We start from the raw sequence: 24,354 nt of genomic DNA, 5'->3' as shown, positions 1-24,354 counted from the left end.
TCGGCTCCTTCATAGGGCGGCAACTTCTGGTAGCCTGAACTGTCACTCGTGGCGTGTACACGCATGCCCAGGTGACGAACACACCACAATCCACCTGCTGCGAAGCACATCCCGACCGTGCGCGGTCATGCTCCGCAGCCCGAGTATCCATTCACAAGGACAACCCACTACATGACTACCGCAACGACCGCCCCGGCCACCAAGCAGGTCGCCATCAACGACATCGGATCTGCTGAGGACTTCCTGGCCGCGGTCGAGAAGACCCTGAAGTTCTTCAACGACGGCGACATCATCGAAGGCACGATCGTCAAGATCGACCGCGATGAGGTCCTGCTCGATGTCGGCTACAAGACCGAGGGTGTCATCCCCTCGCGCGAGCTCTCGATCAAGCACGACGTCGACCCCAACGAGGTCGTCAAGGTCGGCGACGAGGTCGAGGCCCTCGTCCTCCAGAAGGAGGACAAGGAAGGCCGCCTGATCCTCTCCAAGAAGCGTGCGCAGTACGAGCGCGCCTGGGGAGACGTCGAGAAGATCAAGGAGAACGACGGCGTCGTCACCGGTACGGTCATCGAGGTCGTCAAGGGTGGACTCATCGTCGACATCGGCCTCCGTGGCTTCCTCCCGGCCTCGCTCATCGAGCTGCGCCGCGTCCGCGACCTCACGCCGTACCTCGGCCAGGAGATCGAGGCGAAGATCCTCGAGCTCGACAAGAACCGCAACAACGTCGTCCTCAGCCGCCGTGCGCTCCTCGAGCAGACGCAGTCGGAGTCGCGCACCACGTTCCTGAACAACCTGCACAAGGGTCAGGTCCGCAAGGGTGTCGTGTCGTCGATCGTCAACTTCGGTGCGTTCGTCGACCTGGGCGGCGTGGACGGCCTCGTGCACGTCTCCGAGCTGTCCTGGAAGCACATCGAGCACGCCTCCGAGGTCGTCGAGGTGGGCCAGGAGGTCACCGTCGAGATCCTCGAGGTCGACCTCGACCGCGAGCGCGTCTCCCTGTCGCTGAAGGCGACGCAGGAGGACCCGTGGCAGGTCTTCGCCCGCACCCACGCGATCGGTCAGGTCACGCCGGGTAAGGTCACCAAGCTCGTTCCGTTCGGTGCGTTCGTCCGCGTCGCAGACGGCATCGAGGGCCTCGTCCACATCTCCGAGCTCTCCAGCAAGCACGTCGAGCTGGCGGAGCAGGTCGTGTCGGTCGGCGAAGAGGTCTTCGTCAAGGTCATCGACATCGACCTCGAGCGTCGCCGCATCTCGCTGTCGCTGAAGCAGGCCAACGAGTCGGTCGACCCCAACGGCACCGAGTTCGACCCGGCTCTGTACGGCATGCTCGCCGAGTACGACGAGAACGGCGAGTACAAGTACCCGGAGGGCTTCGACGCCGAGACCGGTCAGTGGAAGGAAGGCTTCGACGCCCAGCGAGAGGCATGGGAGCAGGAGTACGCTGCGGCCCAGGCTCGCTGGGAGGCGCACAAGGCTCAGGTCGCGAAGGCGGCCGAGGCCGAGGCTGCGGCCGGCGACGACTTCGGCGGCCAGTCCTTCTCGAGCGAGACGGCCGGCGCCGGCACGCTCGCCGACGACGAGGCTCTCGCGGCTCTGCGCGAGAAGCTCTCGGGCGGCAACTCCTAAGTAACACTCCGAAAAGGGTCGTCACCCCGCTTCACGGCGGGTGTGACGGCCCTTTTCGTATGCCCGGACCCCCGGAAACCGCTGCGTGACGCAACGTTACGGCCGCATTCGTAACAATCCAGCGCCTCCGACACGATGGGGACATGACCGCCCTCCTGCCCGCTGCGTCGAGCACTGCCGAGGCCCCGAAGGGGTCGGGTTCCGCGCAGCCCGTCCGCCTCGACGGCATCGCGCGCTCGTTCCCGCTCGCGCAGGGCCGGCGAGAGGTGCTCCGCGGCATCAACCTCGACATCGCCGCCGGGGAGATCGTCGCCGTCGTCGGTCCGTCGGGATGTGGGAAGTCCACGTTGCTGCGCCTCATCGGCGGCCTCGACGCTCCCACCACGGGCACGATCCGGCTCGACGGTTCGAGCGTCGCCGACGTGGACGAGCGCACCGCTGTCGCGTTCCAGGAGCCGCGGCTGCTTCCATGGCGCACGCTCGCCCAGAATGTCGAACTGGGACTGCCGCGCGGGACCGGCCGGGTCGCCGGACGGACACGTGTGCGTGAGCTGCTGCAACTCGTCGGACTGGAGCATGCCGCCGACCAGCGCCCTCGTGAAGTCTCCGGCGGCATGGCCCAGCGCGCCTCGCTCGCCCGCGCTCTCGCCCGCAACCCCGGGGTGCTGCTGCTGGACGAGCCGTTCGGCGCGCTCGACGCCCTCACCCGTCTGCGCATGCACGACCTGCTGCTCAAGATCCACGCCGCCGAGCCCACCACGGTGCTGCTCGTGACCCACGACGTGGAGGAGGCCCTCTACCTCGCCGACCGCGTGCTGCTGCTGCGCACCGTCGGCGCGGGAGACGACGAGTCGTCCGTCGCGCGGACGGTCGACGTCCCCGGCGTCCGCCCCCGAGACCGCGCCGACCGCGGCCTCGCCGACCTGCGCGCCGAGCTCCTCGAAGGGCTCGGCGTCGACACGCACCACCACACCCCCGAGGAGAACCGATGAGCACCATCACCCGCCGCATCATCCCTGCGATCGCCGTCGCCGGGACGATGATGCTCGTCGCCACCGGCTGCGTCGCCGGCGAGAACGCGACGGCCGACGCCGAGTCCACGCCCGCCGGGAGCGGCGAGTGGTCCGCCGACACGCTGTCCATCGACTTCGCGACCTACAACCCGCTCAGCCTCGTGATCCGCGACCAGGGCATCCTCGAGGACATCCTCGGCGACGACGTGACCGTCGAATGGGTGCAGTCCGCCGGGTCCAACAAGGCCAACGAGCTGCTGCGTTCCGGCTCGGTCGACGTGGGTTCGACGGCGGGCTCGGCCGCGCTGCTCGCTCGCGCCAACGGTTCCCCCATCCAGGTCATCGACATCTACTCCCAGCCCGAGTGGTCGGCCATCGTCGTCGGTCCCGACAGCGACATCACGTCGGTGGAGGACCTCAAGGGCGCGTCCGTCGCGGCCACCAAGGGCACCGACCCGTACTTCTTCCTCCTCCAGGCGCTGGAGGAGGGTGGGCTGTCGCTCGCGGACGTCGAGGTGCAGAACCTCCAGCACGCGGACGGGCGGGCCGCGCTCGACGGCGGGTCCGTCGACGCGTGGGCGGGTCTCGACCCCATCATGGCCGCTGCGGAGCAGGAGTCGGGCGACACGCTCATCTACCGCAACGTCGACTTCAACACCTACGGTTTCCTCAACGCGACCGAGGACTTCATCGACAACCACCCGGATCTCGCACAGGCCGTCGTCGACGCCTACGAGGAGGCGCGCGTCTGGGCGCTCGAGCACCCGGAGGAGACGGCCGCCCTGCTCGCCGACGTCGCGGGCATCGACCTCGAGGTCGCGACCACGGTGATCCAGGAGCGGTCGAACCTCGACGTGAGCGGCGTCCCCGGTGACGACCAGCTCGCCGTTCTCGAGAAGATCGCGCCGGTGCTCGTCGAGTCCGGCGATGTGCAGGGCGGTCAGGCATCGGTCGACAAGGCGCTCTCCAGCATCATCAACGACACCTTCGCGACGAAGGCGGGCGCAAGCGAGTGACCGGTTTCGAGGAGCGGGTGGTCGTCCCGGCGGAATCGCGGGACGCGCTCGAGTTCGCGAAGGGTGCTCCCCGCGGGAAGCCCGGGGGAGCACGGCGTGGCCTGCCGCCTGTCGTGCGGATCCTCGGGGGCTTCCTGCTCCCCGCCGTGATCCTCATCGCCTGGCAGGTGGTCACGACGGCCGGGCTCATCGAGCCGTACCGACTCCCGACGCCCGGATCGGTCTTCCAGGCCGGAGTGGAACTCGCCGAGACCGGACAGCTCTGGACCCACATCGCCATCTCGGTCCAGCGGGTGCTGCTCGGATTCGCGATCGGCTCGGTCATCGGGCTCGCCGCGGCCGGCATCGTCGGACTCTCGCGGTGGGGTGACGTTCTGCTCAGTCCCACCCTCGCCGCCGTTCGCGCCGTCCCGTCGCTCGCCTGGGTGCCGCTGCTGATCCTGTGGATGCAGATCGGCGAGGAGTCCAAGGTGACCCTCATCGCAATCGGCGCGTTCTTCCCGGTCTACACGACGGTCGCCTCGGCACTGCGTCACGTGGACCCGCAGCTCGTCGAGGCGGGACGCTCGTTCAGCCTGCACGGCTGGTCGCTGTTCCGCACGGTCCAGCTCCCGGCCGTCGTGCCCTCCGTCGTCGCGGGGCTGCGTCTCGCGCTCGCGCAGGCATGGCTGTTCCTCGTGGCCGCCGAGCTCATCGCTTCGTCCATGGGGCTCGGGTTCCTGTTGACGGACTCGCAGAGCACCGGGCGTGTCGACCGTATCCTGCTCTCCATCGTGTTGCTGGCGCTGCTCGGCACGATCACCAACGGCGTGCTCGCACTGCTGGAGAAGTACCTGTTGCGGCGATGGACGTGACGATGACCGAGGCCCGGCTGCAGGAGGAACGGGTCTATCCTCCGTCGCCCGCGTTCCTCGATGCCAACGTGACCGCAGAAGCCTATGCCCGCGCGGCCGCTGATCCTCTGGCCTTCTGGGAAGATGCGGCCCGCCGGCTGGACTGGGTCGAGCCCTGGCACCTCGTGCACGACTGGGAGCCGCCTCTCGACGGTGCGGTCCCCGCGGCGCGATGGTTTCTCGGCGGGCGGCTCAACGTCGCGGTGAACTGCGTCGATCGGCATGTCGATGCCGGACGCGGAGACAAGGTCGCCCTCCACTTCGAGGGGGAGCCGGGCGACCGGACCTCGGTGACCTACGCCGACCTGCAGCGTCGTGTGGCCCAGGCGGCGCACGCGCTGGAAGACCTCGGGATCCGACCGGGCGATCGCGTGGTGATCTACCTCCCCGTGCTCGTGGAGACCGTGGTCGTCACGCTCGCGTGCGCGCGGATCGGAGCCGTCCACTCGCTCGTCTTCGGAGGGTTCTCCGCGGAGGCCGTGCGGTTCCGGCTCGAGGACACCGGGGCGAAGCTGCTCGTGACCAGCGACGGCCAGTTCCGGCGGGGGACGGCGACCGAGGTCAAGTCCGCCGCCGACGCCGCCGCTGCGGGACTGCCGGACCTCGAACACGTCCTCGTGCTCCGTCGTACCGGACAGGTCGTCCCGTGGACCGACGGCCGTGACGTGTGGTGGCACGACGTCGTCGACACGGCACCGAGCGAGCACCAGGCTGAGGCCTTCGATGCCGAGCACCCGCTGTTCATCATCTACACCTCCGGCACGACAGGGAAGCCGAAGGGGCTCGTGCACACCTCCGGCGGCTACCTGACGCACGCGAGTTGGGCGCACTGGGCGCACTTCGACGCCAAACCGGATGACGTTCACTGGTGCACGGCCGACCTCGCCTGGGTCACCGCGCACACCTACGAGATCTACGGACCGCTGTCGAACGGGCTCACCCAGGTCATCTACGAGGGCACGCCGGACACTCCGCGTCGCGAGCGGCACCTGGAGATCATCGAGCGCTACGGCGTGACGGTCTACTACACGGCGCCGACACTCATCCGGACGTTCATGACCTGGTTCGGCGACGAACTGCCGGGCGGACACGACCTGTCGAGCTTGCGGCTGCTCGGCACGGTGGGTGAGGCGATCAATCCGGAGGCCTGGGTGTGGTTCCGCCGGAACTTCGGGCGGAATGAGCTCCCCGTCATCGACACATGGTGGCAGTCGGAGACCGGTGCCGCGATGATCGCCCCCTTGCCCGGCATCACGCCCCTGAAGCCCGGCTCCGCGTCGGTCCCGCTTCCGGGCATCGACGTCGCCGTGGTCGACGAGAACGGTGACGAGGTGGCGCCGGGCCGATCCGGGACCCTGGTCGTCCGGCGCCCGTGGCCGGGGATGGCGCGGACCGTCTGGGGGAACCCGGAGCGCTACCGCGACGCGTACTGGTCCGCGTACGCCGGAGTGGGGGCGCACGGCGGCTACTACGTTGCGGGAGACGGGGCGACCCGCGACGCCGATGGCTTCATCTGGATCCTGGGGCGGCTCGACGACGTCGTGAACGTCTCCGGTCATCGCCTCTCGACGATCGAGATCGAGTCGGCGCTCGTGGCGCACGAGACGGTCGGCGAAGCCGGGTCCGCCGGTGTGGCGGACCCGGTCACCGGGCAGGCGGTCGTGGCGTTCGTCACCCCGTCCGGCCGGGCGGAGATCGACGCGCACGCGCTGCGCGCTGAGGTCGCCCGCTCGATCGGTCCGGTCGCGAAGCCGAAGCACGTCGTCGTCGTGCCCGATCTGCCCAAGACGCGCTCGGGGAAGATCATGCGCCGCCTCCTCGCGCAGCTCTGGGACGCGGAACAGGATCGGCGGGCGGGACGGACCCCGCAGGCGCTCGGCGACACGACGTCACTGCAGAACCCCTGGGCCGTCGACGACATCGCCGGCGCTCTCGCCGCAGAATCGAGGACATCATGACCGACGACCATCGTTTCGGGTTCCGCACCCGCGCCCTTCACGCCGGGGGCACCCCGGACGCCGCCACCGGGGCGAGGGCGGTGCCGATCTATCAGACGACGTCGTTCGTCTTCGACGATGCGGCCGACGCCGGAAACCTCTTCGCGCTGCAGAAGTACGGCAACATCTACTCGCGTATCGGCAACCCCACGGTCGCCGCCCTGGAGGAGCGCCTGGCTTCGCTGGAGGGCGGAATCGGTGCGGTCGCGACCGCCTCCGGCATGAGCGCGGAGTTCATCACGTTCGCCGCCCTCGTGGGCGCGGGCGATCACGTCGTCGCCGCGGCGCAGCTCTACGGGGGCACGGTCACGCAGCTCGACGTGACACTGCGTCGCTTCGGCGTGGAGACGACCTTCGTCAGCTCCTCCGACCCGGCTGACTTCGCCGCGGCCGTCCGTCCCGAGACCAAGGTCGTCTACGTCGAGATGATCGGAAACCCCTCGGGCGAGATCGCCGACATCGAGGGTCTCGCCGCTGTCGCCCACGAGGCAGGCGTGCCGCTCGTCGTGGACGCCACCCTGGCCACCCCGTACCTCGCGCGTCCGCTGGAGCACGGGGCGGACATCGTCATCCACTCGGTCACGAAGTTCCTCGGCGGTCACGGGACGACCCTCGGCGGCGTGGTCATCGAGAAGGGCACCTTCGACTGGGGCAACGGCAAGTTCCCCCAGATGACCGAACCGGTGGCCTCCTACGGCGGCATCTCCTGGTGGGGCAACTTCGGGGAGTACGGGTTCCTCACCAAGCTGCGCTCCGAGCAGCTGCGCGACATCGGCCCGGCGCTGAGCCCGCAGTCGGCGTTCACGCTCCTGCAGGGCGTGGAGACGCTGCCCCAGCGCATCGACGCTCACCTCGCCAACGCCCGGGTCGTCGCCGAGTGGCTGGCGGCAGACCCCCGCGTGTCCTACGTCACCTGGGCAGGGCTCGAAGGCCATCCGCATCATGAGCGTGCCGCCCGGTACCTGCCGCTGGGACCGGGATCCGTGTTCGCGTTCGGGGTCGCCGCCGAGGACGGCCGCGCTGCGGGGGAGGCGTTCATCGAGAACCTGCAGCTCGCGTCCCATCTCGCCAACATCGGCGATGCCCGCACCCTGGTCATCCACCCGGCCTCCACGACGCATCGCCAGCTCACCGAGGAACAGCTCGTCGCCGCCGGCGTGCGCCCCGACCTGATCCGCATCTCCGTCGGCCTGGAGGACGCGGAGGACATCATCTGGGACCTCGATCAGGCCCTCACCCTCGCGACGGGAGCCCACCGATGAGCACGACCTCCGCCGGCGACGCCTGCACCCTTCCTGCGACCACGGACGCGACCAGCTGCGCGCTTCCCGTCACCGTCGAACCGGGCCGCACGTGGACCGGACCCTCGCAGCCGCAGCGGTTCGGGCTGCTGCGCCGGGCACGATCCATCGCGATCGTCGGTGCCTCCGGGAATCCGTCACGGGCCTCGTACTTCGTCGCGACCTACCTGCTGTCCAGCACGGACTACGACGTCTATCTCGTGAACCCGAGGGAGACCGAGATCCTCGGACAGCCGGTCTACCCGTCGTTGAGCGCCCTGCCCGTGCAGCCTGACATCGTGGACGTGTTCCGTCGTCACGACGACCTCCCGGGGGTCGCGCAGGAGGCCATCGACAGCGGGGCGAAGACCCTGTGGCTCCAGCTCGGCTCCTGGAACGAGGAGGCCGCTGCGCTCGCCGAGGCGGCGGGCCTCTCGGTCGTCATGGACCGCTGCATCAAGATCGAGCACGCCCGCTTCCACGGCGGACTGCATCTCGCCGGCTTCGACACCGGCGTGATCAGCTCCCGACGGCAGCTGCTCGCGCGCTGAGGGGGCTGCGCCGCGCCCAGGAGGCTCAGGTGCAGATCGTGTCCGCCGTGGTGCGGTGCAGCGTCACGGGAACCTGAAGGTCGGTGAGGTGCCAGTCGAGGCTGCGTCCGGTGAGCCGGGGCAACGAGGAGCACGTCCACGCGGGGTCCGGCGTGACGTGACTGCCCGGGAGCACCCCCGCAGCGTTCCACGAGGTCCACGTCCGGGGAAGGCCCGTCGCCTTCTTCAGATCCACGTCGACGTCGACGTGGTGCGACCCGCCCGGGGCGTTCGTGCTGATGTAGAAGTGGCCGGAGGTGTCGCTGATCTCCTCGTAGCGGATCGCCGTGATCGCGCAGGTGGTGGGGGCGGCCGTGGGGCTGCTGTACGCCTTGCACGTGTTCCCCGTGAACGGGGACAACCAGGCGGATGCCGCCGTCACCGTTCCCTTGACGACCGCGCGGTCCGTCCACGCCGCGCTGGTGGTGGGAACGCTCGCCTGTGCGAGCGACACGAAGACGACCACCACCGCGAAGGCGAAGCCGGCCAGCGGGACCACCAGTCGTCGCGCCGGGGTCACGTCGTCAGGGGCTTCCGCGCCGGGTGCTCCACGGGGCTCATCATGCTGAGACCGAGCAGCCCCAGGAGCCCGAGGAGCAACGGGAGGGCGACAGCGGGCGTCGTCATCCGCATGATCGCGGTTCCCCACCCGGGAAGCTGCACCGCCGGCTTCCACACGTCGCCGCTCACCGGATAGTCGAGAGCGTCGGAGAACTCGTTGGCGTCGCCCTTCATGGTGATGGTGCGCGCGCCATCGGCGGCTTCGATGGCGGTGATGCGATGGGTGACCAGGGAGTCGGTCAGCGCGCTCGGCAGGCTGACGACGTCACCCACCTCCAGAGAGTCGGCGGGGACCTTCGTGGCGATGAGGAGATCGCCCGTCATGATCTCGGGCTCCATCGAGCCCGAGATCACGACGAGCGGCTGGAGGACTCCGATGGCCGTGGCGCCCCAGACGACGCCGCAGCCCACCCCCATGACGGCCAGCGTCCAGAGAACGGGCAGGGCGAGCCGGCGGAGGAGCTGCACCACGATTCGTCCTTCGTCTCGGCTGCGGCGGTGGGTGGTCAGTTGGTCGCGGTCGCGGAGACCGTGACGAGGATCGTGCCGGTCTTGCCCTGGTTGCTGGTCGCCCAGTCCGCCGGAGTGGTGACGACGAGCTCGAACTCATCGGCGGCGGTGGACCCCGAGGAGGTCAGCGACGCCGCGAGTCCGGTGATCGTGGCGGTCGGCTTGACCGTGAAGTCGGTCGCCGTGGTGCCGGGGGCGTACTCGACGGTGGAGGTGAGCGCGGCGTTGACGGAACTGACGTTCTTCACCCAGAGCTTGATGGTGCGGGTCTCGCCGGGAAGCAGGTTCGCCAGCTTCTCGGCGGGGACGACGAGCTCGATGCTGTTCTTGGCCGCCGACTCCTTCCAGGTGGTTCCGTCGACGGAACCCTGGAGGTTGAAGGTGGCTCCCGCGGCGGGGGCGCTGAAGAAGGTGTTGTCCGTCCACGCGGCGCTGGTGAGCGCCGCGCCGATGCCGCCGGTCGCGAGCACGGCCAGCGCGAACGCCATGATCGGGCGTCGCCGGGAGCGTCGCTCGGTGCGGTGAGGGCGTGTGGAGGCATCCGTGTTCGTCATGGTTTCGACGTTACGCAGCACACCTCAGGGGACTGTCAAGTCTTCCTCAAGAGGGGCCGAAGCTTTCCCGATTGTTCCGTTTCCGCGTCGTGCGGCCCCGGGCCCGGAGCGTGGCAGGATGGTCGGATGCCGCTCATCGCTCTCACCGGAGGCATCGCGTCGGGGAAGTCCACCATCGCGAACCGGCTCACCGAGCTCGGCGCGGTCGTCGTCGACGCGGATCAGATCGTGCGCGAGGTCCAAGCTCCGGGATCCGAGGTGCTCCGCACGATCGCGCGGACGTTCGGAGACACCGTCATCGCCGAGGACGGATCCCTCGACCGGGCTGCCCTCGGGTCGACCGTGTTCGCCGACCCGGACCGGCTCGCTCAGTTGAACGCCATCGTGCACCCTGCGGTGCGGGCAGAGTCCCAGCGCCGTTTCGACGCGGCGTTCGCCGCCGACCCGGAGGCTGTCGTCGTGTACGACGTTCCGCTCCTGGTGGAGGCTCGTGTCGATGACCCCTGGGATGAGATCGTCGTCGCGCATGCGCCGGAGGACGTCCGTCTCGAGAGGCTCGTCGGCCTGCGCGGAATGACTCCCGAGGCCGCGCGCGACCGGATCGCCGCCCAGGTCTCCGACGAACGGCGGCTCGCGATCGCCGACGTCGTGATCGACACCTCGGGGTCGATCGAGCACACCCTGGATCAGACCGACGCGCTCTGGGACCGGCTCCGCGCGCGCTGAAGGACAGCCGCCCGCCGGAGGCTTCCGACCCGGCCGGCCCCGATGTCGGAGGGGCGGCATACGCTTGAGGTATGCAGCCCACCCGCAGTGTCCGCCCTTTCGAGGTCATCAGCGAGTACGCCCCCGCCGGTGATCAGCCGCAGGCGATCGCCGATCTGGCTTCCCGCATCAATGCGGGCGAGACCGACATCGTGCTGCTCGGCGCCACCGGAACAGGCAAGTCCGCGACCACGGCCTGGCTCGTCGAGCAGGTGCAGCGCCCCACACTCGTGCTGGCGCATAACAAGACCCTCGCCGCCCAGCTCGCCAACGAGTTCCGTGAGCTCATGCCGAACAACGCCGTCGAGTACTTCGTCTCCTACTACGACTACTACCAGCCCGAGGCCTACGTCCCGCAGACGGACACCTTCATCGAGAAGGACTCCTCGATCAACGCGGAGGTCGAGCGCCTTCGCCACTCGACGACGAACTCCCTGCTGAGCCGCCGCGATGTGGTCGTGGTGTCGACCGTGTCCTGCATCTACGGCCTGGGCGCGCCGGAGGAGTATCTGCGCGCCATGGTCGCGCTCCAGGTGGGGGAGCGGTACGACCGCGACGCCCTGATCCGTCAGTTCATCGCGATGCAGTACAACCGCAACGACGTCGACTTCTCGCGCGGCAATTTCCGGGTCCGCGGCGACACCATCGAGATCATCCCGGTGTATGAGGAGCACGCCATCCGCATCGAGCTCTTCGGCGACGAGATCGAGGCGCTGTACTCGTTGCATCCGCTGACGGGCGAGGTCATCGAGAAGCTCGACGCCGTGCCGATCTTCCCCGCCTCGCACTATGTCGCGGGCACCGACGTCATCCAGCGCTCGATCGGCACGATCGAGCACGAGCTGGAGGAGCGGCTCAAGGAGTTCGAGCGGCAGGGTAAGCTCCTCGAGGCGCAGCGCCTCCGGATGCGGACGACCTTCGACCTGGAGATGCTGCAGCAGCTCGGCTTCTGCTCCGGTATCGAGAACTACTCGCGCCACATGGACGGGCGCATGCCGGGGGAGCCCCCGCACACGCTCCTGGACTTCTTCCCCGACGACTTCCTGCTCGTCATCGACGAGTCGCACGTGACGGTGCCGCAGATCGGTGCCATGTACGAGGGTGACGCCTCCCGCAAGCGCACGCTCGTCGACCACGGCTTCCGCCTGCCGAGCGCGATGGACAACCGACCGCTGCGCTGGGACGAGTTCAAGAACCGCGTGGGGCAGACCGTCTACCTGTCGGCGACCCCGGGCAAGTACGAGATGGGCATCGCCGACGGTGTGGTGGAGCAGATCATCCGCCCGACGGGACTGGTCGACCCGGAGATCATCGTCAAGCCGTCGAAGGGACAGATCGACGATCTGCTCGAGGAGATCAGGCTTCGCGTGGAGCGGGACGAGCGCGTCCTCGTCACGACCCTCACGAAGAAGATGGCCGAGGAATTGACCGACTTCCTCGGGGAACACGGCGTGCGGGTGCGCTACCTGCATTCCGATGTCGACACCCTGCGCCGCGTCGAACTGCTCAGCGAGCTGCGCGCCGGTGTGTACGACGTCCTGGTGGGTATCAACCTGCTCCGAGAGGGACTCGACCTCCCGGAGGTGTCGCTCGTCGCGATCCTCGACGCCGACAAGGAAGGGTTCCTCCGCTCCGGGACGTCACTCATCCAGACCATCGGCCGGGCAGCGCGTAACGTCTCGGGCGAAGTGCACATGTATGCGGACAACATGACCGACTCCATGGCCAAAGCCATCGAGGAGACCGACCGTCGGCGCGAGAAGCAGATCGCGTACAACAAAGAGCACGGGATCGATCCGCAGCCGCTGCGCAAGCGCATCGCCGACATCACCGAGGTGCTGGCGCGCGAGGGGCAGGACACGGCGGAGCTGATGTCCGGGCGAGGCCGTGCGTCGGGCAAGGGCAAGTCGCCCACGCCGAACCTGCGGCGCACCGGCATCGCTGCCGAGGGAGCGCAGCAGCTCGAAGCCACGATCCAGGACCTCACCGATCAGATGCTCGCCGCTGCCGCGGAGCTGAAGTTCGAGCTCGCCGGGCGCCTGCGTGACGAGGTGCAGGATATGAAGAAGGAGCTCCGCTCGATGGAGCGGGCCGGGCACGCGTAGACGGAGACCAGATGGACGCGGCAGGAGAGGAACTCGCGGACCGAGTCCGGGCGCTGCTCGGCGCTGACCCCTCGATCGAGGAGAGGCGGATGTTCGGAACCAGGGCATTCCTCGACGAGGGCCGCATCCTCGTCGGAGCACGGAAGGACGGCACGCTCCTCGTCCGCGTGGATGAGGAGAACGGGGCCGTCGCCGTGACCCAGCCGGGAGCTTCTCGGGCCGTGATGGGGTCGCGCACCATGGGGTCGGGCTGGATCGACGTCGCCGCGTCCGCGATCACCGATGATGCGGCGCTGATGATGTGGATCGACATGGCCCGAGAGTCCGTGGGGGCCGCCACCGCGGACGGCGACTGACCCGAGCAGTTACGGGCAGTGCACCAGGGTCTTCGGCCCGGAGCGGTCGATCTCGTGTTCCGTCATCGGTGCTCCGCAGAGCGGGCAGGCGCGTTCGGCGCGTTCCGCGGCGCTCGGCGGCGGCGTCTTCTCGTAGGGCCCGACGGAGGCCGGGCCCGCAAGACGCACGAGGTTGGTGTTCACCCAGGCATAGAGGCCCCCCGCTTCGCGGATGCGGGTGCGAAGAGGGGGCCGGCTGGAGTCGCGTGACATGTTGATTAGTGTACTAATGATTCGTGCAGATGTATAGTCGGGATCGTGACCGACACCGATGATCTGCTCCGCCTCGAGAACCAGCTCTGCTTCGCCGTGGTCACGGCGGCGCGGAACGTGGTGGCGATCTACCGGCCGATCCTCGAGCCGCTCGGGCTGACCCATCCGCAGTACCTGGTGATGCTCGCCCTCTGGGAGCGGGCTCCGCGAACCCTCAACGACCTCGCCGCCGACCTCGCGCTGGAGCCCGCGACGGCGTCGCCCCTCGTCAAGCGGCTCGAAGCCGACGGCCTGGTGGCCCGCCAGCGCAGCAGCGAGGACGAACGCCGACTCGAGATCACGCTCACGGATGCCGGTGCTGCCCTGCGTGCCAGGGCGGTGGACGTGCCGCGGCAGGTGATGGCCGCCGTGGGGATGGACATCGACGAGGTGGCAGCACTGCGGGACGGACTGGGCGCCTTCGCGGGGCCCCGCCCCGCCCACCCCTGACCGTTCCGCGGCATCCCGATATGAAGCGCTGGTGCTCGCCTGCGCACCCCTAGGGTGGGAGGCATGTCGCGCCCCGAGCCTCCGGTCCCCGCGCCGGAGCGTGTGCGTCGACCGGGGCCGCCGATGCTCCTCGGCCTCGCCGCCGTGGCCGGACTGTTCGGTCTCCTCATGTTCGCCGCGGCCGTGCAGGGCACCCCGCAGTTCGCGTCGACGGAGGCCGAGAGCACATCGCCGCCCCAGGAGAACGTCGTGCTCCCCGCCCCGACGGCGACGGAGACACCGCTGCCTCCGGAATCATGGGGGGATCCGGTTCTCGCGCAGGTGCTCGGCATGGTCTTCGGTCTCGTGCTGGGGCTGGCCGTCCTCGCGCTCGTCGTCGTGGTCGTTCGCCAGCTCATCCGATTCCTCGTGCGGCTGTGGCGGGACCGTCCGCTCGCACGCCGCGATGCCGCGGCTGCCGGGCCGGGTGCCAGCCCCACGTCGCCGGATATCCTCCCTGACGAGGTGACCATCCGCCGCGGGGTCTCCGATGCGCTTCGCACGGTCAGCGAACGACCAGTACCCGGTGACGCGATCGTCGCGGCGTGGATCGGCTTGGAGGAATCCGCCGCCGACGCCGGTCAGGGGCGCGCTCCGACGGAGACGCCGGCAGAATTCACCGCCCGGGTGATCGGCGGGCGCCACGGCATCGCCGCGGACGTCGCGGTCCTGCAACGCCTCTATGAGCGGGTGCGCTTCGGCGGGCTGATCGCAGACGAAGGCGACCGGCGGAGCGCCGCCGACGCGCTTCGCGGCATCAAGGCGGGGTGGCGATGAGAGGGAGGATCGTCCTGGCTCTCCTCAGCGCCCTCGTCGCCGCTGGTCTTCTCGTCGTGATGCTCACCTTCGGAGTGCCCGCCCCCTTCGCCGTCGCATGGACCCTCATCCTGCTCGCTATCGTCGCGGCCACCCGCCAGGCCTTCGTCGACGAGGTGGTCGTGTGGCCGCCGGAGGCGCCCCGAGCGGAGGGCCGTGGCTCGGACGTGTCGCGGTTGGCGTGGGCGATCAACACCCGCACCGGCGTCGCGGGCCATGTCGTCGTCCGACGCGTGCAGGGCGTGGTCCGTCGGCGCCTCGCGCATCTCGGCCTCGACCTCGATGACCCTCAGGACCACCCGCGTATCGACGCGGTGCTGGGAGACGGTGTCCGCGCCTCCCTGCATGCGCGAGAAGTGCAACGCGTGGACATCGAGCGCGTCCTCGACGCCCTCGACCGCATCCCCATCGACACGGAGGAGACAACATGACCACCGACGAAACCACGCAGATCGCCGATGTCGGACGCCGCGTGCTCGCGGGCGTCAAGACGGCCGTCGTCGGGATGGACGAGCCCCTGACGATCGCGCTGGCCGCGATCCTGGCGGGCGGCCACGTGCTCTTCGAGGACGTTCCCGGCCTCGGCAAGACGCTCGCCGCGCGCAGCCTCGCGGGTGCGCTCGGGCTGGACTTCCGTCGGCTGCAGTGCACACCCGACATGTTGCCGGGCGATGTCACCGGTTCCTACGTCTACGCGCCTTTCACCGGGGACTTCGCCTTCCGCCCCGGTCCGATCTTCACGGGACTGCTGCTTGCGGACGAGATCAACCGGACGACGCCGAAGACACAGTCGGCGATGCTCGAGGCGATGGCCGAGCACCAGGTGACGGTGGAGGGCAACAGGTTTCCGCTCCCGCGTCCGTTCCACGTGATCGCCACATCGAACCCGATCGAGTACGAGGGGACGTACGCGTTGCCGGAGGCGCAGCTCGATCGCTTCATGGTGCGGCTCGCGGTGGGGTACCCGCAGCCGGAGGAGGAAGCGCGGATCATCCTCGACCGTGTGGAGCGGCAGAGCCCGGATGTCGAGGTCGAGCCCGTAGTGGACGCCGACGGCCTGCGGCGGATCCAAGCAGCGGTCGAGGGCATCCACGTCGACCGCGATGTCGTGCGATACGGTGTCGAGCTCACGCGGGCGACACGCGAGGCGGCGACGGTGGCCGTCGGCGCCTCCCCGCGTGGTTCGCAGGCGCTCATCCTCCTCGGACGCGCGCTCGCCGCGCTGGACGGGCGGGCATATGTACGGCCGGACGACCTCAAGCGCGTCGCGGTGCCGGTCCTCGCGCATCGATTGACCCTGACGCCGCAGGCCTGGGCACAGGGAGTGGACCCGCGGACGGTCGTCGACGCGGCCTTGGCGCGGACGGCCGTGCCTCCGACCGTCGCGGCGGCCCCGTGACGGACGAGGCGGCGGTGCAGACGGCGACCGCGGTCGCCTGGCGGCGGACGCCGGTCATCGCTCTCGGCATCGGCGGCGCGGCGATCATCGCCGCGGTGGGGCTCGCCTTCTCCCGTCCGGATATCGTCCCATGGGCCTGCCGCTGGCGCTGGCCGCCGCGTGGGCGCTCCTCCGCCGCCCGAGCCCCGGAGAAGCGCGAATCGCTCTGCGCGCGCACGCGGCCGGCAGCGTCGATCGCCCGGAAGTGCAGACCGCCGCGGATGTGGTGCTGGCGGCGGATGCGGTGCAGATCGCCGTGGATCAGGATGGGCAGCGAACCGGTCTCGTGGATGTCCGACCGGGAACGGCCTGTCTCACGGCGCGCGGCGTGCTGCAGCATTCGGGTCCGAGTGAGCCGCTCGCCGTGACCCTGCGGGGGTCGAGTCTCGACGGCGCGTGGGTCTCCGATATCGTCCCTCGGACGGCGCTCCCCTGGAACGCGCCGCCGCGCGCGGTGCGGATCGGCAGCCTCCCGGTGGCGCCGCGGCTCACCGGACTGCACGGGTCGCATCCGGGTTCCCGCCCGGGGCAGGGTGGCGACTTCCGGGATATCCAGCCCTTCGTCCCCGGAGACGAGCTCCGTCGGGTCGACTGGCGCGCGACCGCCCGCGCCGCACGTCGACCAGGAGATCTCCTGGTGCGCAGGGACGACGCGCTGAGCGACTCGTCGGTCGTGCTCGCGATCGACACCGCCGAAGATCTCGGTGCCGCCGTGGCCGCGTGGGGGAGCGGCGACCCCGATCGCTCCGGAGTGACCTCACTCGATCTCGCGCGGGAAACGGCCCTCGCCATCGCCACCGCGGCGATCGGCGTGGGCGACCGCGTGGCCTATCACGCGCTCTCTCCGGACGGCCTCTCGCTGCCCTCCGGCGGTGGCGCCCGGCACCTCGCCCGTGTGCGCCGCGCGATCGCCGCGACCGGCATCGGCACCGATCCGTCCTATCGGCGGTCCCCGGCCGTGCCGCCAGGGTCGATCGTCTTCGTGCTCTCGACGTTCGTCGACGGGGTGGCGGCACGGCTGGCGACCAGCTGGCGCGCCGCCGGCCACGCCGTCATCGCCGTCGATGTGCTTCCGACTCCCGAGGAGAGCCGCCTCAGTCGCGAGCAGCGGATCGCCCTGCGCACTCTGCTCGCCGAGCGCACCGACGTCCTGGCCGAGCTGAGACATGCCGGCATCGAGGTGGTGCCGTGGTCCGGTGGTCTCGATGCCGCGATGCGCCGTGCCGCCCGCCGTCTTGCGCGTCGCGGGAAGGGGCGCCGATGACTCGCGCCGTCCGCTCTTTCCGCGCCGGTGTCGCGGTCCCGGGGGCCGTCCTCCGGCTGGCAGTGGTCGCCCTGGCCGCCGGGGGAGCACTGCTCCTGATCCCCTTCCCGCTGTGGCAGGGCATCGCGGTGCTCGCCGCTGCCGTCGCCGTCGCGATCCCCCGCAGTCTCGCCGCCTGGGTGGCGCTGGCCTGCCTCCCGTTCGGCGTGATCCTCTCGGAACCGGATCCCTCCCGGACCGCGCTGGCTCTGCTGTTCGTGCACGCCCTGCATGTCTGCGCGTCGCTGAGCCTCGTGGTGCCGCTCTCCTCGCGCGTGGCCCTGTCCGTCCTGCTTCCGAGTGCCGGCCGCTTCCTCGCTGTTCAGCTGATCGCGCAGCCGCTGGCGTTCGGCGTCTGGCTGCTCGCCGAGCGGCCGGACACCCCCGAGGTCGTGATCCTGGCTCCGTTCGCCGCGGCGGCGCTGCTCGGCGGGATCCTGGTCGCCCTCCGTGCGGCGAGACGGGCGGGCGCGGCGGCGTCCGCACCAGGCGCGTACGGCGTTCTCGGAGCCGATGTCCGTGGCCCCTCGTAGACTTGTTCGGTGCCCATCGTCCCCGTTGCTTCCCCAGGAAAACTCAGTGTCCGCGGCGCCCGCGTACACAATCTCAAGAACGTCGACATCGACATCCCCCGCGACTCGCTGGTGGTCTTCACCGGCCTCTCCGGATCGGGGAAGTCCAGCCTCGCCTTCGACACGATCTTCGCCGAGGGGCAGCGCCGGTACGTCGAGTCGTTGAGCGCCTACGCCCGGCAGTTCCTCGGCCAGGTCGACCGGCCGGACGTCGACTTCATCGAGGGGCTGAGCCCGGCGGTGTCGATCGATCAGAAGTCGACGAACCGCAACCCGCGGTCGACGGTCGGCACCATCACCGAGATCTACGACTACATGCGCCTGCTCTGGGCGCGTATCGGCGTGCCGCACTGCCCGGTCTGCGGCGAGAAGATCCAGCGCCAGACGGTGCAGCAGATCGCCGACCAGCTCATGGAGCTTCCGGAGCGCACCCGGTACCAGGTCGTGGCGCCGATCGTCTCGCAGAAGAAGGGCGAGTTCGTCGACCTCTTCCGCGAGCTGGGGGCGAAGGGCTACTCGCGCGCGATCGTCGACGGCGAGCTCATCCAGCTGGCCGAGCCGCCGACGCTCAAGAAGAGCTACAAGCACGACATCGCCGTGGTCGTCGACCGTCTCGTCGCCTCGCCGGACATCCTCGGGCGCGTCACCGACTCCGTGGAGACCGCCCTCGGGCTCGCCGGCGGCGTCGTGCAGATCAATTACGTGGACGGCGAGGGCGACGACGCGTGGCAGACCTTCTCGGAGAAGCTGGCGTGCCCCAACGGACACGCGCTCACCCTCACCGAGATCGAGCCGCGCACGTTCTCCTTCAACGCGCCGTTCGGCGCCTGCCCCGCATGCTCGGGCCTCGGCACGCGCATGTCCGTCGACGTGGACCTGATGCTCGGTGACGAGGACCTCTCGATCCGCGAAGGCGTCATCATCCCCTGGACCACCCAGGGCAAGGGGCTCTTCCAGTACTACGAGCGGCTGCTCGAAGGACTCTCGCGAGACCTCGACTTCTCCCTCGACACCCCGTGGCGGGACCTGCACTCCGACGTCAAGGAAGCGGTGCTGCGCGGAGAGAACTACAAGGTCACCGTCAAGTGGAAGAACCGCTACGGCCGTGAGATGCGGTACGCGTCCGGCTTCGAGGGCGTGGTGCCCTACATCGAGCGGCAGTACCTGCAGGCCGAGTCCGACACGCAGCGCAGCCGGTGGGGCGAGTACCTCCGCGAGGTTCCGTGTCCGGTGTGCAACGGCGACCGGCTGAAGCCCGAGGTGCTGGCCGTGCAGGTGCACGGTCACTCCATCGCCGAGGTCTCGCACCTCAGTCTCGCCGACGCCCGGGCGTTCATGGAGAAGCTGCAGCTCACCGAGCGCGAGGCCAAGATCGCCGCCCAGGTGCTCCGTGAGATCCGCCTGCGTCTCGACTTCCTCCTCCAGGTGGGGCTGTCGTACCTCAACCTGAGCCGCTCCGCAGGCTCCCTGTCGGGTGGTGAGGCGCAGCGCATCCGGCTCGCGACGCAGATCGGCTCCGGCCTGACCGGGGTGCTCTACGTGCTGGACGAGCCCTCCATCGGCCTTCATCAGCGCGACAACCGTCGACTCATCGAGACACTGCTCACTCTGCGCGACCTGGGGAACACCCTGATCGTCGTCGAGCACGACGAGGAGACGATCGAGGCGGCGGACTGGGTGGTCGACATCGGTCCGGGCGCCGGCGTGAACGGCGGCGCCGTGGTCCACTCCGGGCCCTACTCCGCGCTGCTCGCCGACACCGACTCCATGACCGGCGACTACCTCTCCGGCCGTCGGGAGATCCCGATGCCGGCGAAGCGCCGGAAGATCGACAAGAAGCGCATGCTGAGCGTCGTGGGCGCACGCGCCAACAACCTCCGCAACGTCACGGCCGACTTCCCGCTCGGCGTGCTCACGGCGGTCACGGGCGTCAGCGGATCCGGGAAGTCGTCCCTCGTGAACGACATCCTGTACCAGGTGCTCGCCTCGCGACTCAACGGGGCGCGGACGGTGCCGGGCAAGCACACGCGCGTGACCGGGCTCGACAACCTCGACAAGGTCGTGCACGTCGACCAGGCGCCGATCGGCCGCACCCCGCGATCTAACCCGGCGACCTACACCGGCGTCTTCGATCGCATCCGCACGCTCTTCAGCGAGACGCCCGAGGCGAAGGTCCGCGGCTACCAGCCCGGGCGCTTCAGCTTCAACGTCAAGGGCGGACGCTGTGAGGCCTGCTCCGGTGACGGCACGATCAAGATCGAGATGAACTTCCTCCCGGACGTGTACGTGGACTGCGAGGTGTGTCACGGCAAGAGGTACAACCGCGACACCCTTGCTGTGCACTACAAGGGCAAGAACATCGCCGAGGTGCTGGAGATGCCGATCGAGGAGGCGGCCGAGTTCTTCGAGCCGATCCAGGCCATCCACCGCTACATGAAGACCCTGGTCGATGTGGGGCTGGGATATGTCCGCCTCGGGCAGTCGGCGACCACGCTCTCCGGCGGTGAGGCGCAGCGCGTGAAGCTCGCGACCGAGCTCCAGCGCCGCAGCAACGGTCGGAGCATCTACGTGCTCGACGAGCCGACGACGGGTCTGCACTTCGAAGACGTGCGCAAGCTCCTCGAGGTGCTGAACGGTCTGGTCGACAAGGGCAACACGGTCATCGTCATCGAGCACAACCTCGACGTGATCAAGTCGGCCGACTGGGTGATCGACCTCGGTCCCGAGGGCGGCTCCGGCGGCGGCACGATCCTCGCCACCGGCACGCCGGAGCAGATCGCGCGGGTCGAGGAGAGCCACACCGGCCAGTTCCTCGCCGAGATCCTGGGTGAGGGGCGCTCTGCGCGGAAGGCCAGCTGATGGCCGACGTCCTGCCGTACAAACCCCGGGCCGGCGAGATACCGACCGACCCGGGGGTGTACCGGTTCCGTGACGCCAACGGCCGCGTGCTGTACGTCGGCAAGGCGAAGAACCTCCGTCAGCGGCTGTCGAACTACTTCGCTCCGCTGCGGACGCTGCACGAGCGCACGCGCCGGATGGTGACGACGGCGGCGTCGGTGGAGTGGACGGTCGTACCCACGGACGTCGACTCGCTGCAGCTCGAGTACATGTGGATCAAGGAGTTCGATCCGCCGTTCAACGTCAAGTACCGGGACGACAAGTCGTACCCGTTCATGGCCGTGACGATGGGGGACGAGGCGCCGCGCGTGCTCGTGACCCGGAACCGGAAGATCCCCGGCGCCCGCTACTTCGGCCCGTACCCGAAGGTCTGGGCGGTGCACGAGACCATCGACCTGATGATCAAGGCGTTCCCGATCCGCACGTGCAGCGACGCGAGCTACAAGCGGGCGATGCAGACGGGACGCCCGTGCTTCCCGGGGCAGATCGGCAAGTGCGGCGGGCCGTGTTCGATGACGGTGTCGATCGAGGAGCACCGGGCCATGGTCGACGACTTCGTCGCCTTCATGGCGGGTGGCGACGAGCGGTTCACCCGGGAACTCACCCAGCGCATGCTCGCCGCGTCGGCCGCCATGGACTACGAGGCGGCGGCGAAGTACCGCGACAAGCTCTCGGCGATCGAGGCCGTGCTCGGCAAGAGCGCTCTCGTGCTGCCCGCGGACGAGGACGCGGACCTGTTCGGTATCGCCGAGGACGAACTCGCGGCCGCCGTGCAGCATTTCGTCATCCGCGGAGGTCGTGTCCGCGGCGTGCGTGCTCTGACGATCGAGAAGGAGATCGACATCACGGGCGGAGAGCTCGTGGAGCAGGTTCTCCAGCAGGCGTACGGGGAAGCTCAGGACGTGCCGCGTCGCATCCTGGTGCCCGTGCTCCCCGACGATGCGTCCGAGCTCGAGGTGTGGCTGCGGGAACGCCGAGGCCGGAAGGTCGAGATCGCGGTGGCGCATCGTGGTCAGCGTGCTGATCTCATGCGCACGGCCACGCTGAACGCCCAGCAGGCGCTGATCCGGCACAAGACCCGGCGTACCAGCGACTACGTCGCCCGTACCCAGGCGCTCACCGATCTGCAGGAGGCGCTGGGTATGGAGGAGGCGCCGCTCCGGATCGAGTGCTTCGACATCTCGCACCTCGGCGGCACGAATGTCGTGGCGTCCATGGTCGTGTTCGAAGATGGTCTTCCGCGGAAGGACCAGTACCGCACCTTCAACATCGCGGAGACGACCGACGACACCGACTCCATGTACCAGGTGCTGCGTCGTCGGCTCGCCTACCTCGACCGCCCGGAAGAGCAGGAGACCGTCGATCCCACCACCGACGAGGTGGTCGCGGAAGACGTCGGCGAGGCGGGGGTGCGCCGCAAGCCTCGCTTCGCCTATCCGCCGCAGCTGCTGCTCGTGGACGGCGGGCAGCCCCAGGTCGAGGCCGCCGCTCGGGCCCTCCGCGACGCCGGGCACACCGAGATCGCCGTGTGCGGCATCGCCAAGCGCCTCGAGGAGATCTGGCTCCCCGGCGACGACTTCCCCGTCATCCTTCCGCGGACCAGCGAATCGCTCTACCTGCTTCAGCGGCTTCGTGACGAGGCCCACCGCTTCGCCATCGTCCATCAGCGGAAGAAGCGCAAGAAGGACATCACGACGGTGCTCGCCGAGGTCCCCGGTCTCGGGGCCTCACGGATCAAGGTCCTCCTCAAGCACTTCGGCTCGGTCACCGCGCTGCGCGCCGCCGAACCCCATCAGATCCAAGAGGTCCAGGGGATCGGCCCGGTGCTGGCTCAGAACATCCATACGCACCTGTCCACTCGCTAGGCTGGGAGGCCGAGGGGGAGAAGGAGCAGTGAGTAGCGATGTCTGACGGGGAGAAGGGCGAGTTCCTCATCGTCACCGGGATGTCCGGCGCCGGTCGCACCACGGTGGCGAACGCGCTGGAGGATCTCGGCTGGTACGTCGTGGACAACCTGCCGCCGCAGATCCTCCGACCGCTGCTCGACCTCACCGGCATGGGCGGGGATTCGCTGCCGAAGGTCGCCGCGGTCGTCGATGTCCGCGGTCGCAACCTCTTCGACGACTTCCCCGGCGTGGCGCGAGTGCTGCGCACCCGTGGATCGATCCGCGTGCTCTTCCTCGACGCCTCCGACGACGTGCTCGTCCGACGCTTCGAGGCGGTGCGTCGTCCGCACCCTCTGCAGGGCGACGGGACGCTTCTCGACGGCATCCGCATCGAGCGCACCCGGCTGGCGCCGATCCGCGAGGCCGCAGACCTCGTGATCGACACGACGGCGTTGAACATCCATCAGCTGGCGACGAAGGTGTCCGACATCTTCTCCGAGGAGGGCGAGGCCCGGCACCGCGTCACGCTTCTCAGCTTCGGGTTCAAATACGGGCTTCCCACCGATGTGGACGTCGTGGCGGACATGCGCTTCCTGCCGAATCCGTACTGGAATGAAGACCTGCGCGGTCTCACCGGACAGGATGAGACGGTGCGGGAGTACGTGCTCTCCCGCGACGGCGCGGAGGAGTTCCTCGACGCCTACGCGAAGGCTCTCGTGCCGGTCCTCGAGGGGTATCAGCGCGAGAACAAGAGCCACTCCACGATCGCCATCGGGTGCACGGGCGGCAAGCACCGTTCGGTCGCCATGTCCGAGGAGCTCGCCCGTCGACTGGCGGGAATCCCGGGCGTCGCGGTCAACGTCCGCCACCGTGACCTCGGCAGGGAATAGGCCCCCGACCGAGTAAGCTGGAGGTTTGCGTCGCGACCCGGCGCGTGAACGTGAAGGAGTCTCGTGGCACTAACCACCGACGTCAAGGCTGAGCTCGTCAGCATCCGCAATGCACCCCCCACGGTGCGCGTCGCTGAGGTGACGGCCATCCTCCGGTTCGCCGGTGGCCTGCACTCCATCGCCGGCCGGGTGGCGGTGGAGGCGGAGGTGGATGCCGAGACCCTCGCCCGTCGTGTGGCCCGAGACCTCGCCGAGATCTACGGCGTCCGTCCGGAGATCGCCCAGGTGCAGTCGAGCACCGCCAACGACGGCGCCCGGTGGGCCGTCCGCGTCATCGCGCAGGGGGAGACGCTGGCCCGCCAGACGGGGCTTCTCGACCAGCGACGCCGCCCGGTCCGCGGGCTCCCGAACCGCCTCACCACGGGTTCCCGCGCCGAGGTCGCCGGACTCTGGCGCGGTGCCTTCCTCGCCGCGGGGGGGCGGCCGGCGCCGGGGCGCCGCCGCC

General features: G+C 69.3%; 24 protein-coding genes. 20 read left to right on the top strand and 4 right to left on the bottom strand.

Going from position 1 to position 24,354, the window contains the following annotated elements; all coding sequences use genetic code 11:
• Positions 1–171: 171 nt before the first annotated feature.
• The 7 genes from rpsA to M4D53_RS14535 all read left to right on the top strand — a co-directional run bounded on the left by rpsA (position 172) and on the right by M4D53_RS14535 (position 8,376).
• On the top strand, positions 172–1,626 hold the full coding sequence (rpsA, locus tag M4D53_RS14565) for a 30S ribosomal protein S1 (protein ID WP_259954710.1): 1,455 nt from the start codon (positions 172–174) through the stop codon (positions 1,624–1,626).
• Positions 1,627–1,769: 143 nt separating this feature from the next.
• Entirely contained in the window at positions 1,770–2,618 is an 849-nt protein-coding gene (locus M4D53_RS14560) for an ABC transporter ATP-binding protein (RefSeq protein WP_259954708.1), read from the top strand.
• Complete coding sequence (locus M4D53_RS14555) at positions 2,615–3,655, top strand: aliphatic sulfonate ABC transporter substrate-binding protein (RefSeq protein WP_259954706.1); 1,041 nt, start codon at positions 2,615–2,617, stop codon at positions 3,653–3,655. Before M4D53_RS14560 ends, M4D53_RS14555 begins: the two co-directional genes overlap by 4 nt.
• Positions 3,652–4,509 carry an ABC transporter permease gene (locus M4D53_RS14550; RefSeq protein WP_259954705.1) on the top strand — a complete coding sequence of 286 codons (858 nt, stop codon included), beginning with the start codon at positions 3,652–3,654 and terminating at the stop codon, positions 4,507–4,509. Before M4D53_RS14555 ends, M4D53_RS14550 begins: the two co-directional genes overlap by 4 nt.
• A complete protein-coding gene (acs, locus tag M4D53_RS14545; RefSeq protein WP_396654770.1) occupies positions 4,500–6,506 on the top strand; it encodes an acetate--CoA ligase in 2,007 nt (668 codons plus the stop codon). The genes M4D53_RS14550 and acs overlap by 10 nt, the downstream gene beginning before the upstream one ends.
• Positions 6,503–7,807, top strand: coding sequence for an O-acetylhomoserine aminocarboxypropyltransferase/cysteine synthase family protein (locus M4D53_RS14540; RefSeq protein ID WP_259954704.1), 1,305 nt, complete (start codon positions 6,503–6,505; stop codon positions 7,805–7,807). Before acs ends, M4D53_RS14540 begins: the two co-directional genes overlap by 4 nt.
• A complete protein-coding gene (locus M4D53_RS14535) occupies positions 7,804–8,376 on the top strand; it encodes a CoA-binding protein (protein WP_259954702.1) in 573 nt (190 codons plus the stop codon). Before M4D53_RS14540 ends, M4D53_RS14535 begins: the two co-directional genes overlap by 4 nt.
• A gap of 25 nt (positions 8,377–8,401) precedes the next feature.
• Here M4D53_RS14535 and M4D53_RS14530 read toward each other — a convergent pair whose 3' ends face one another.
• From M4D53_RS14530 to M4D53_RS14520, 3 genes are read right to left on the bottom strand one after another with little or no spacing between them, the layout of a single operon-like run.
• On the bottom strand, positions 8,402–8,935 hold the full coding sequence (locus tag M4D53_RS14530; protein ID WP_187661759.1) for a hypothetical protein: 534 nt from the start codon (positions 8,933–8,935) through the stop codon (positions 8,402–8,404).
• A complete protein-coding gene (locus tag M4D53_RS14525) occupies positions 8,932–9,447 on the bottom strand; it encodes a signal peptidase I (protein ID WP_187661758.1) in 516 nt (171 codons plus the stop codon). Before M4D53_RS14525 ends, M4D53_RS14530 begins: the two co-directional genes overlap by 4 nt.
• A 35-nt stretch (positions 9,448–9,482) precedes the next feature.
• Positions 9,483–10,040 carry a hypothetical protein gene (locus M4D53_RS14520; protein ID WP_187661757.1) on the bottom strand — a complete coding sequence of 186 codons (558 nt, stop codon included), beginning with the start codon at positions 10,038–10,040 and terminating at the stop codon, positions 9,483–9,485.
• 126 nt (positions 10,041–10,166) lie between these two features.
• On the opposite strand from M4D53_RS14520, the gene coaE reads away from it, so the two are divergent.
• The 3 genes from coaE (at position 10,167) to M4D53_RS14505 (ending at position 13,266) form a co-directional block, all read left to right on the top strand.
• On the top strand, positions 10,167–10,766 hold the full coding sequence (gene coaE, locus M4D53_RS14515; protein ID WP_259954699.1) for a dephospho-CoA kinase: 600 nt from the start codon (positions 10,167–10,169) through the stop codon (positions 10,764–10,766).
• Between the two features lie 71 nt (positions 10,767–10,837).
• Positions 10,838–12,910, top strand: coding sequence for an excinuclease ABC subunit UvrB (gene uvrB, locus M4D53_RS14510; protein WP_187661755.1), 2,073 nt, complete (start codon positions 10,838–10,840; stop codon positions 12,908–12,910).
• 11 nt (positions 12,911–12,921) lie between these two features.
• Positions 12,922–13,266 (top strand): TfoX/Sxy family protein, encoded by a 345-nt coding sequence (locus tag M4D53_RS14505; protein ID WP_187661754.1) that lies wholly within the window; start codon positions 12,922–12,924, stop codon positions 13,264–13,266.
• Positions 13,267–13,275: 9 nt separating this feature from the next.
• Here M4D53_RS14505 and M4D53_RS14500 read toward each other — a convergent pair whose 3' ends face one another.
• A complete protein-coding gene (locus tag M4D53_RS14500) occupies positions 13,276–13,518 on the bottom strand; it encodes a hypothetical protein (RefSeq protein WP_187661753.1) in 243 nt (80 codons plus the stop codon).
• A gap of 45 nt (positions 13,519–13,563) precedes the next feature.
• Between M4D53_RS14500 and M4D53_RS14495 the strand changes: the two genes are divergently transcribed.
• From M4D53_RS14495 to whiA, 10 genes are all read left to right on the top strand, one after another.
• Complete coding sequence (locus M4D53_RS14495; protein WP_187661752.1) at positions 13,564–14,007, top strand: MarR family winged helix-turn-helix transcriptional regulator; 444 nt, start codon at positions 13,564–13,566, stop codon at positions 14,005–14,007.
• 63 nt (positions 14,008–14,070) lie between these two features.
• Positions 14,071–14,823 carry a DUF4129 domain-containing protein gene (locus M4D53_RS14490; protein WP_259954696.1) on the top strand — a complete coding sequence of 251 codons (753 nt, stop codon included), beginning with the start codon at positions 14,071–14,073 and terminating at the stop codon, positions 14,821–14,823.
• Complete coding sequence (locus M4D53_RS14485; protein WP_259954694.1) at positions 14,820–15,293, top strand: hypothetical protein; 474 nt, start codon at positions 14,820–14,822, stop codon at positions 15,291–15,293. The genes M4D53_RS14490 and M4D53_RS14485 overlap by 4 nt, the downstream gene beginning before the upstream one ends.
• The gene (locus M4D53_RS14480) at positions 15,290–16,261 is read left to right on the top strand and encodes an AAA family ATPase (RefSeq protein ID WP_259954692.1); all 972 of its coding nucleotides are present in this window, start codon (positions 15,290–15,292) and stop codon (positions 16,259–16,261) included. The genes M4D53_RS14485 and M4D53_RS14480 overlap by 4 nt, the downstream gene beginning before the upstream one ends.
• Before the next feature lie 130 nt (positions 16,262–16,391).
• Positions 16,392–17,564, top strand: a complete 1,173-nt coding sequence (locus M4D53_RS14475) for a DUF58 domain-containing protein (protein ID WP_259954691.1) — start codon at positions 16,392–16,394, stop codon at positions 17,562–17,564.
• Complete coding sequence (locus M4D53_RS14470; protein WP_187661748.1) at positions 17,561–18,136, top strand: hypothetical protein; 576 nt, start codon at positions 17,561–17,563, stop codon at positions 18,134–18,136. Before M4D53_RS14475 ends, M4D53_RS14470 begins: the two co-directional genes overlap by 4 nt.
• Positions 18,137–18,145: 9 nt before the next feature.
• Positions 18,146–21,034, top strand: coding sequence for an excinuclease ABC subunit UvrA (uvrA, locus tag M4D53_RS14465; RefSeq protein ID WP_187661747.1), 2,889 nt, complete (start codon positions 18,146–18,148; stop codon positions 21,032–21,034).
• A complete protein-coding gene (uvrC, locus tag M4D53_RS14460; protein ID WP_187661746.1) occupies positions 21,034–22,938 on the top strand; it encodes an excinuclease ABC subunit UvrC in 1,905 nt (634 codons plus the stop codon). The genes uvrA and uvrC overlap by 1 nt, the downstream gene beginning before the upstream one ends.
• A gap of 38 nt (positions 22,939–22,976) precedes the next feature.
• On the top strand, positions 22,977–23,849 hold the full coding sequence (gene rapZ, locus M4D53_RS14455) for an RNase adapter RapZ (RefSeq protein WP_187661745.1): 873 nt from the start codon (positions 22,977–22,979) through the stop codon (positions 23,847–23,849).
• Positions 23,850–23,912: 63 nt separating this feature from the next.
• The coding region (whiA, locus tag M4D53_RS14450) for a DNA-binding protein WhiA (RefSeq protein ID WP_259954690.1) at positions 23,913–24,354 on the top strand (442 nt) is incomplete at its 3' end.

Origin of the sequence: Microbacterium meiriae, from assembly GCF_025143875.1 — a bacterium.
Taxonomy (GTDB): Bacteria; Actinomycetota; Actinomycetes; order Actinomycetales; family Microbacteriaceae; genus Microbacterium; species Microbacterium meiriae.
This window is presented reverse-complemented; position numbering and strand designations above follow the sequence as displayed.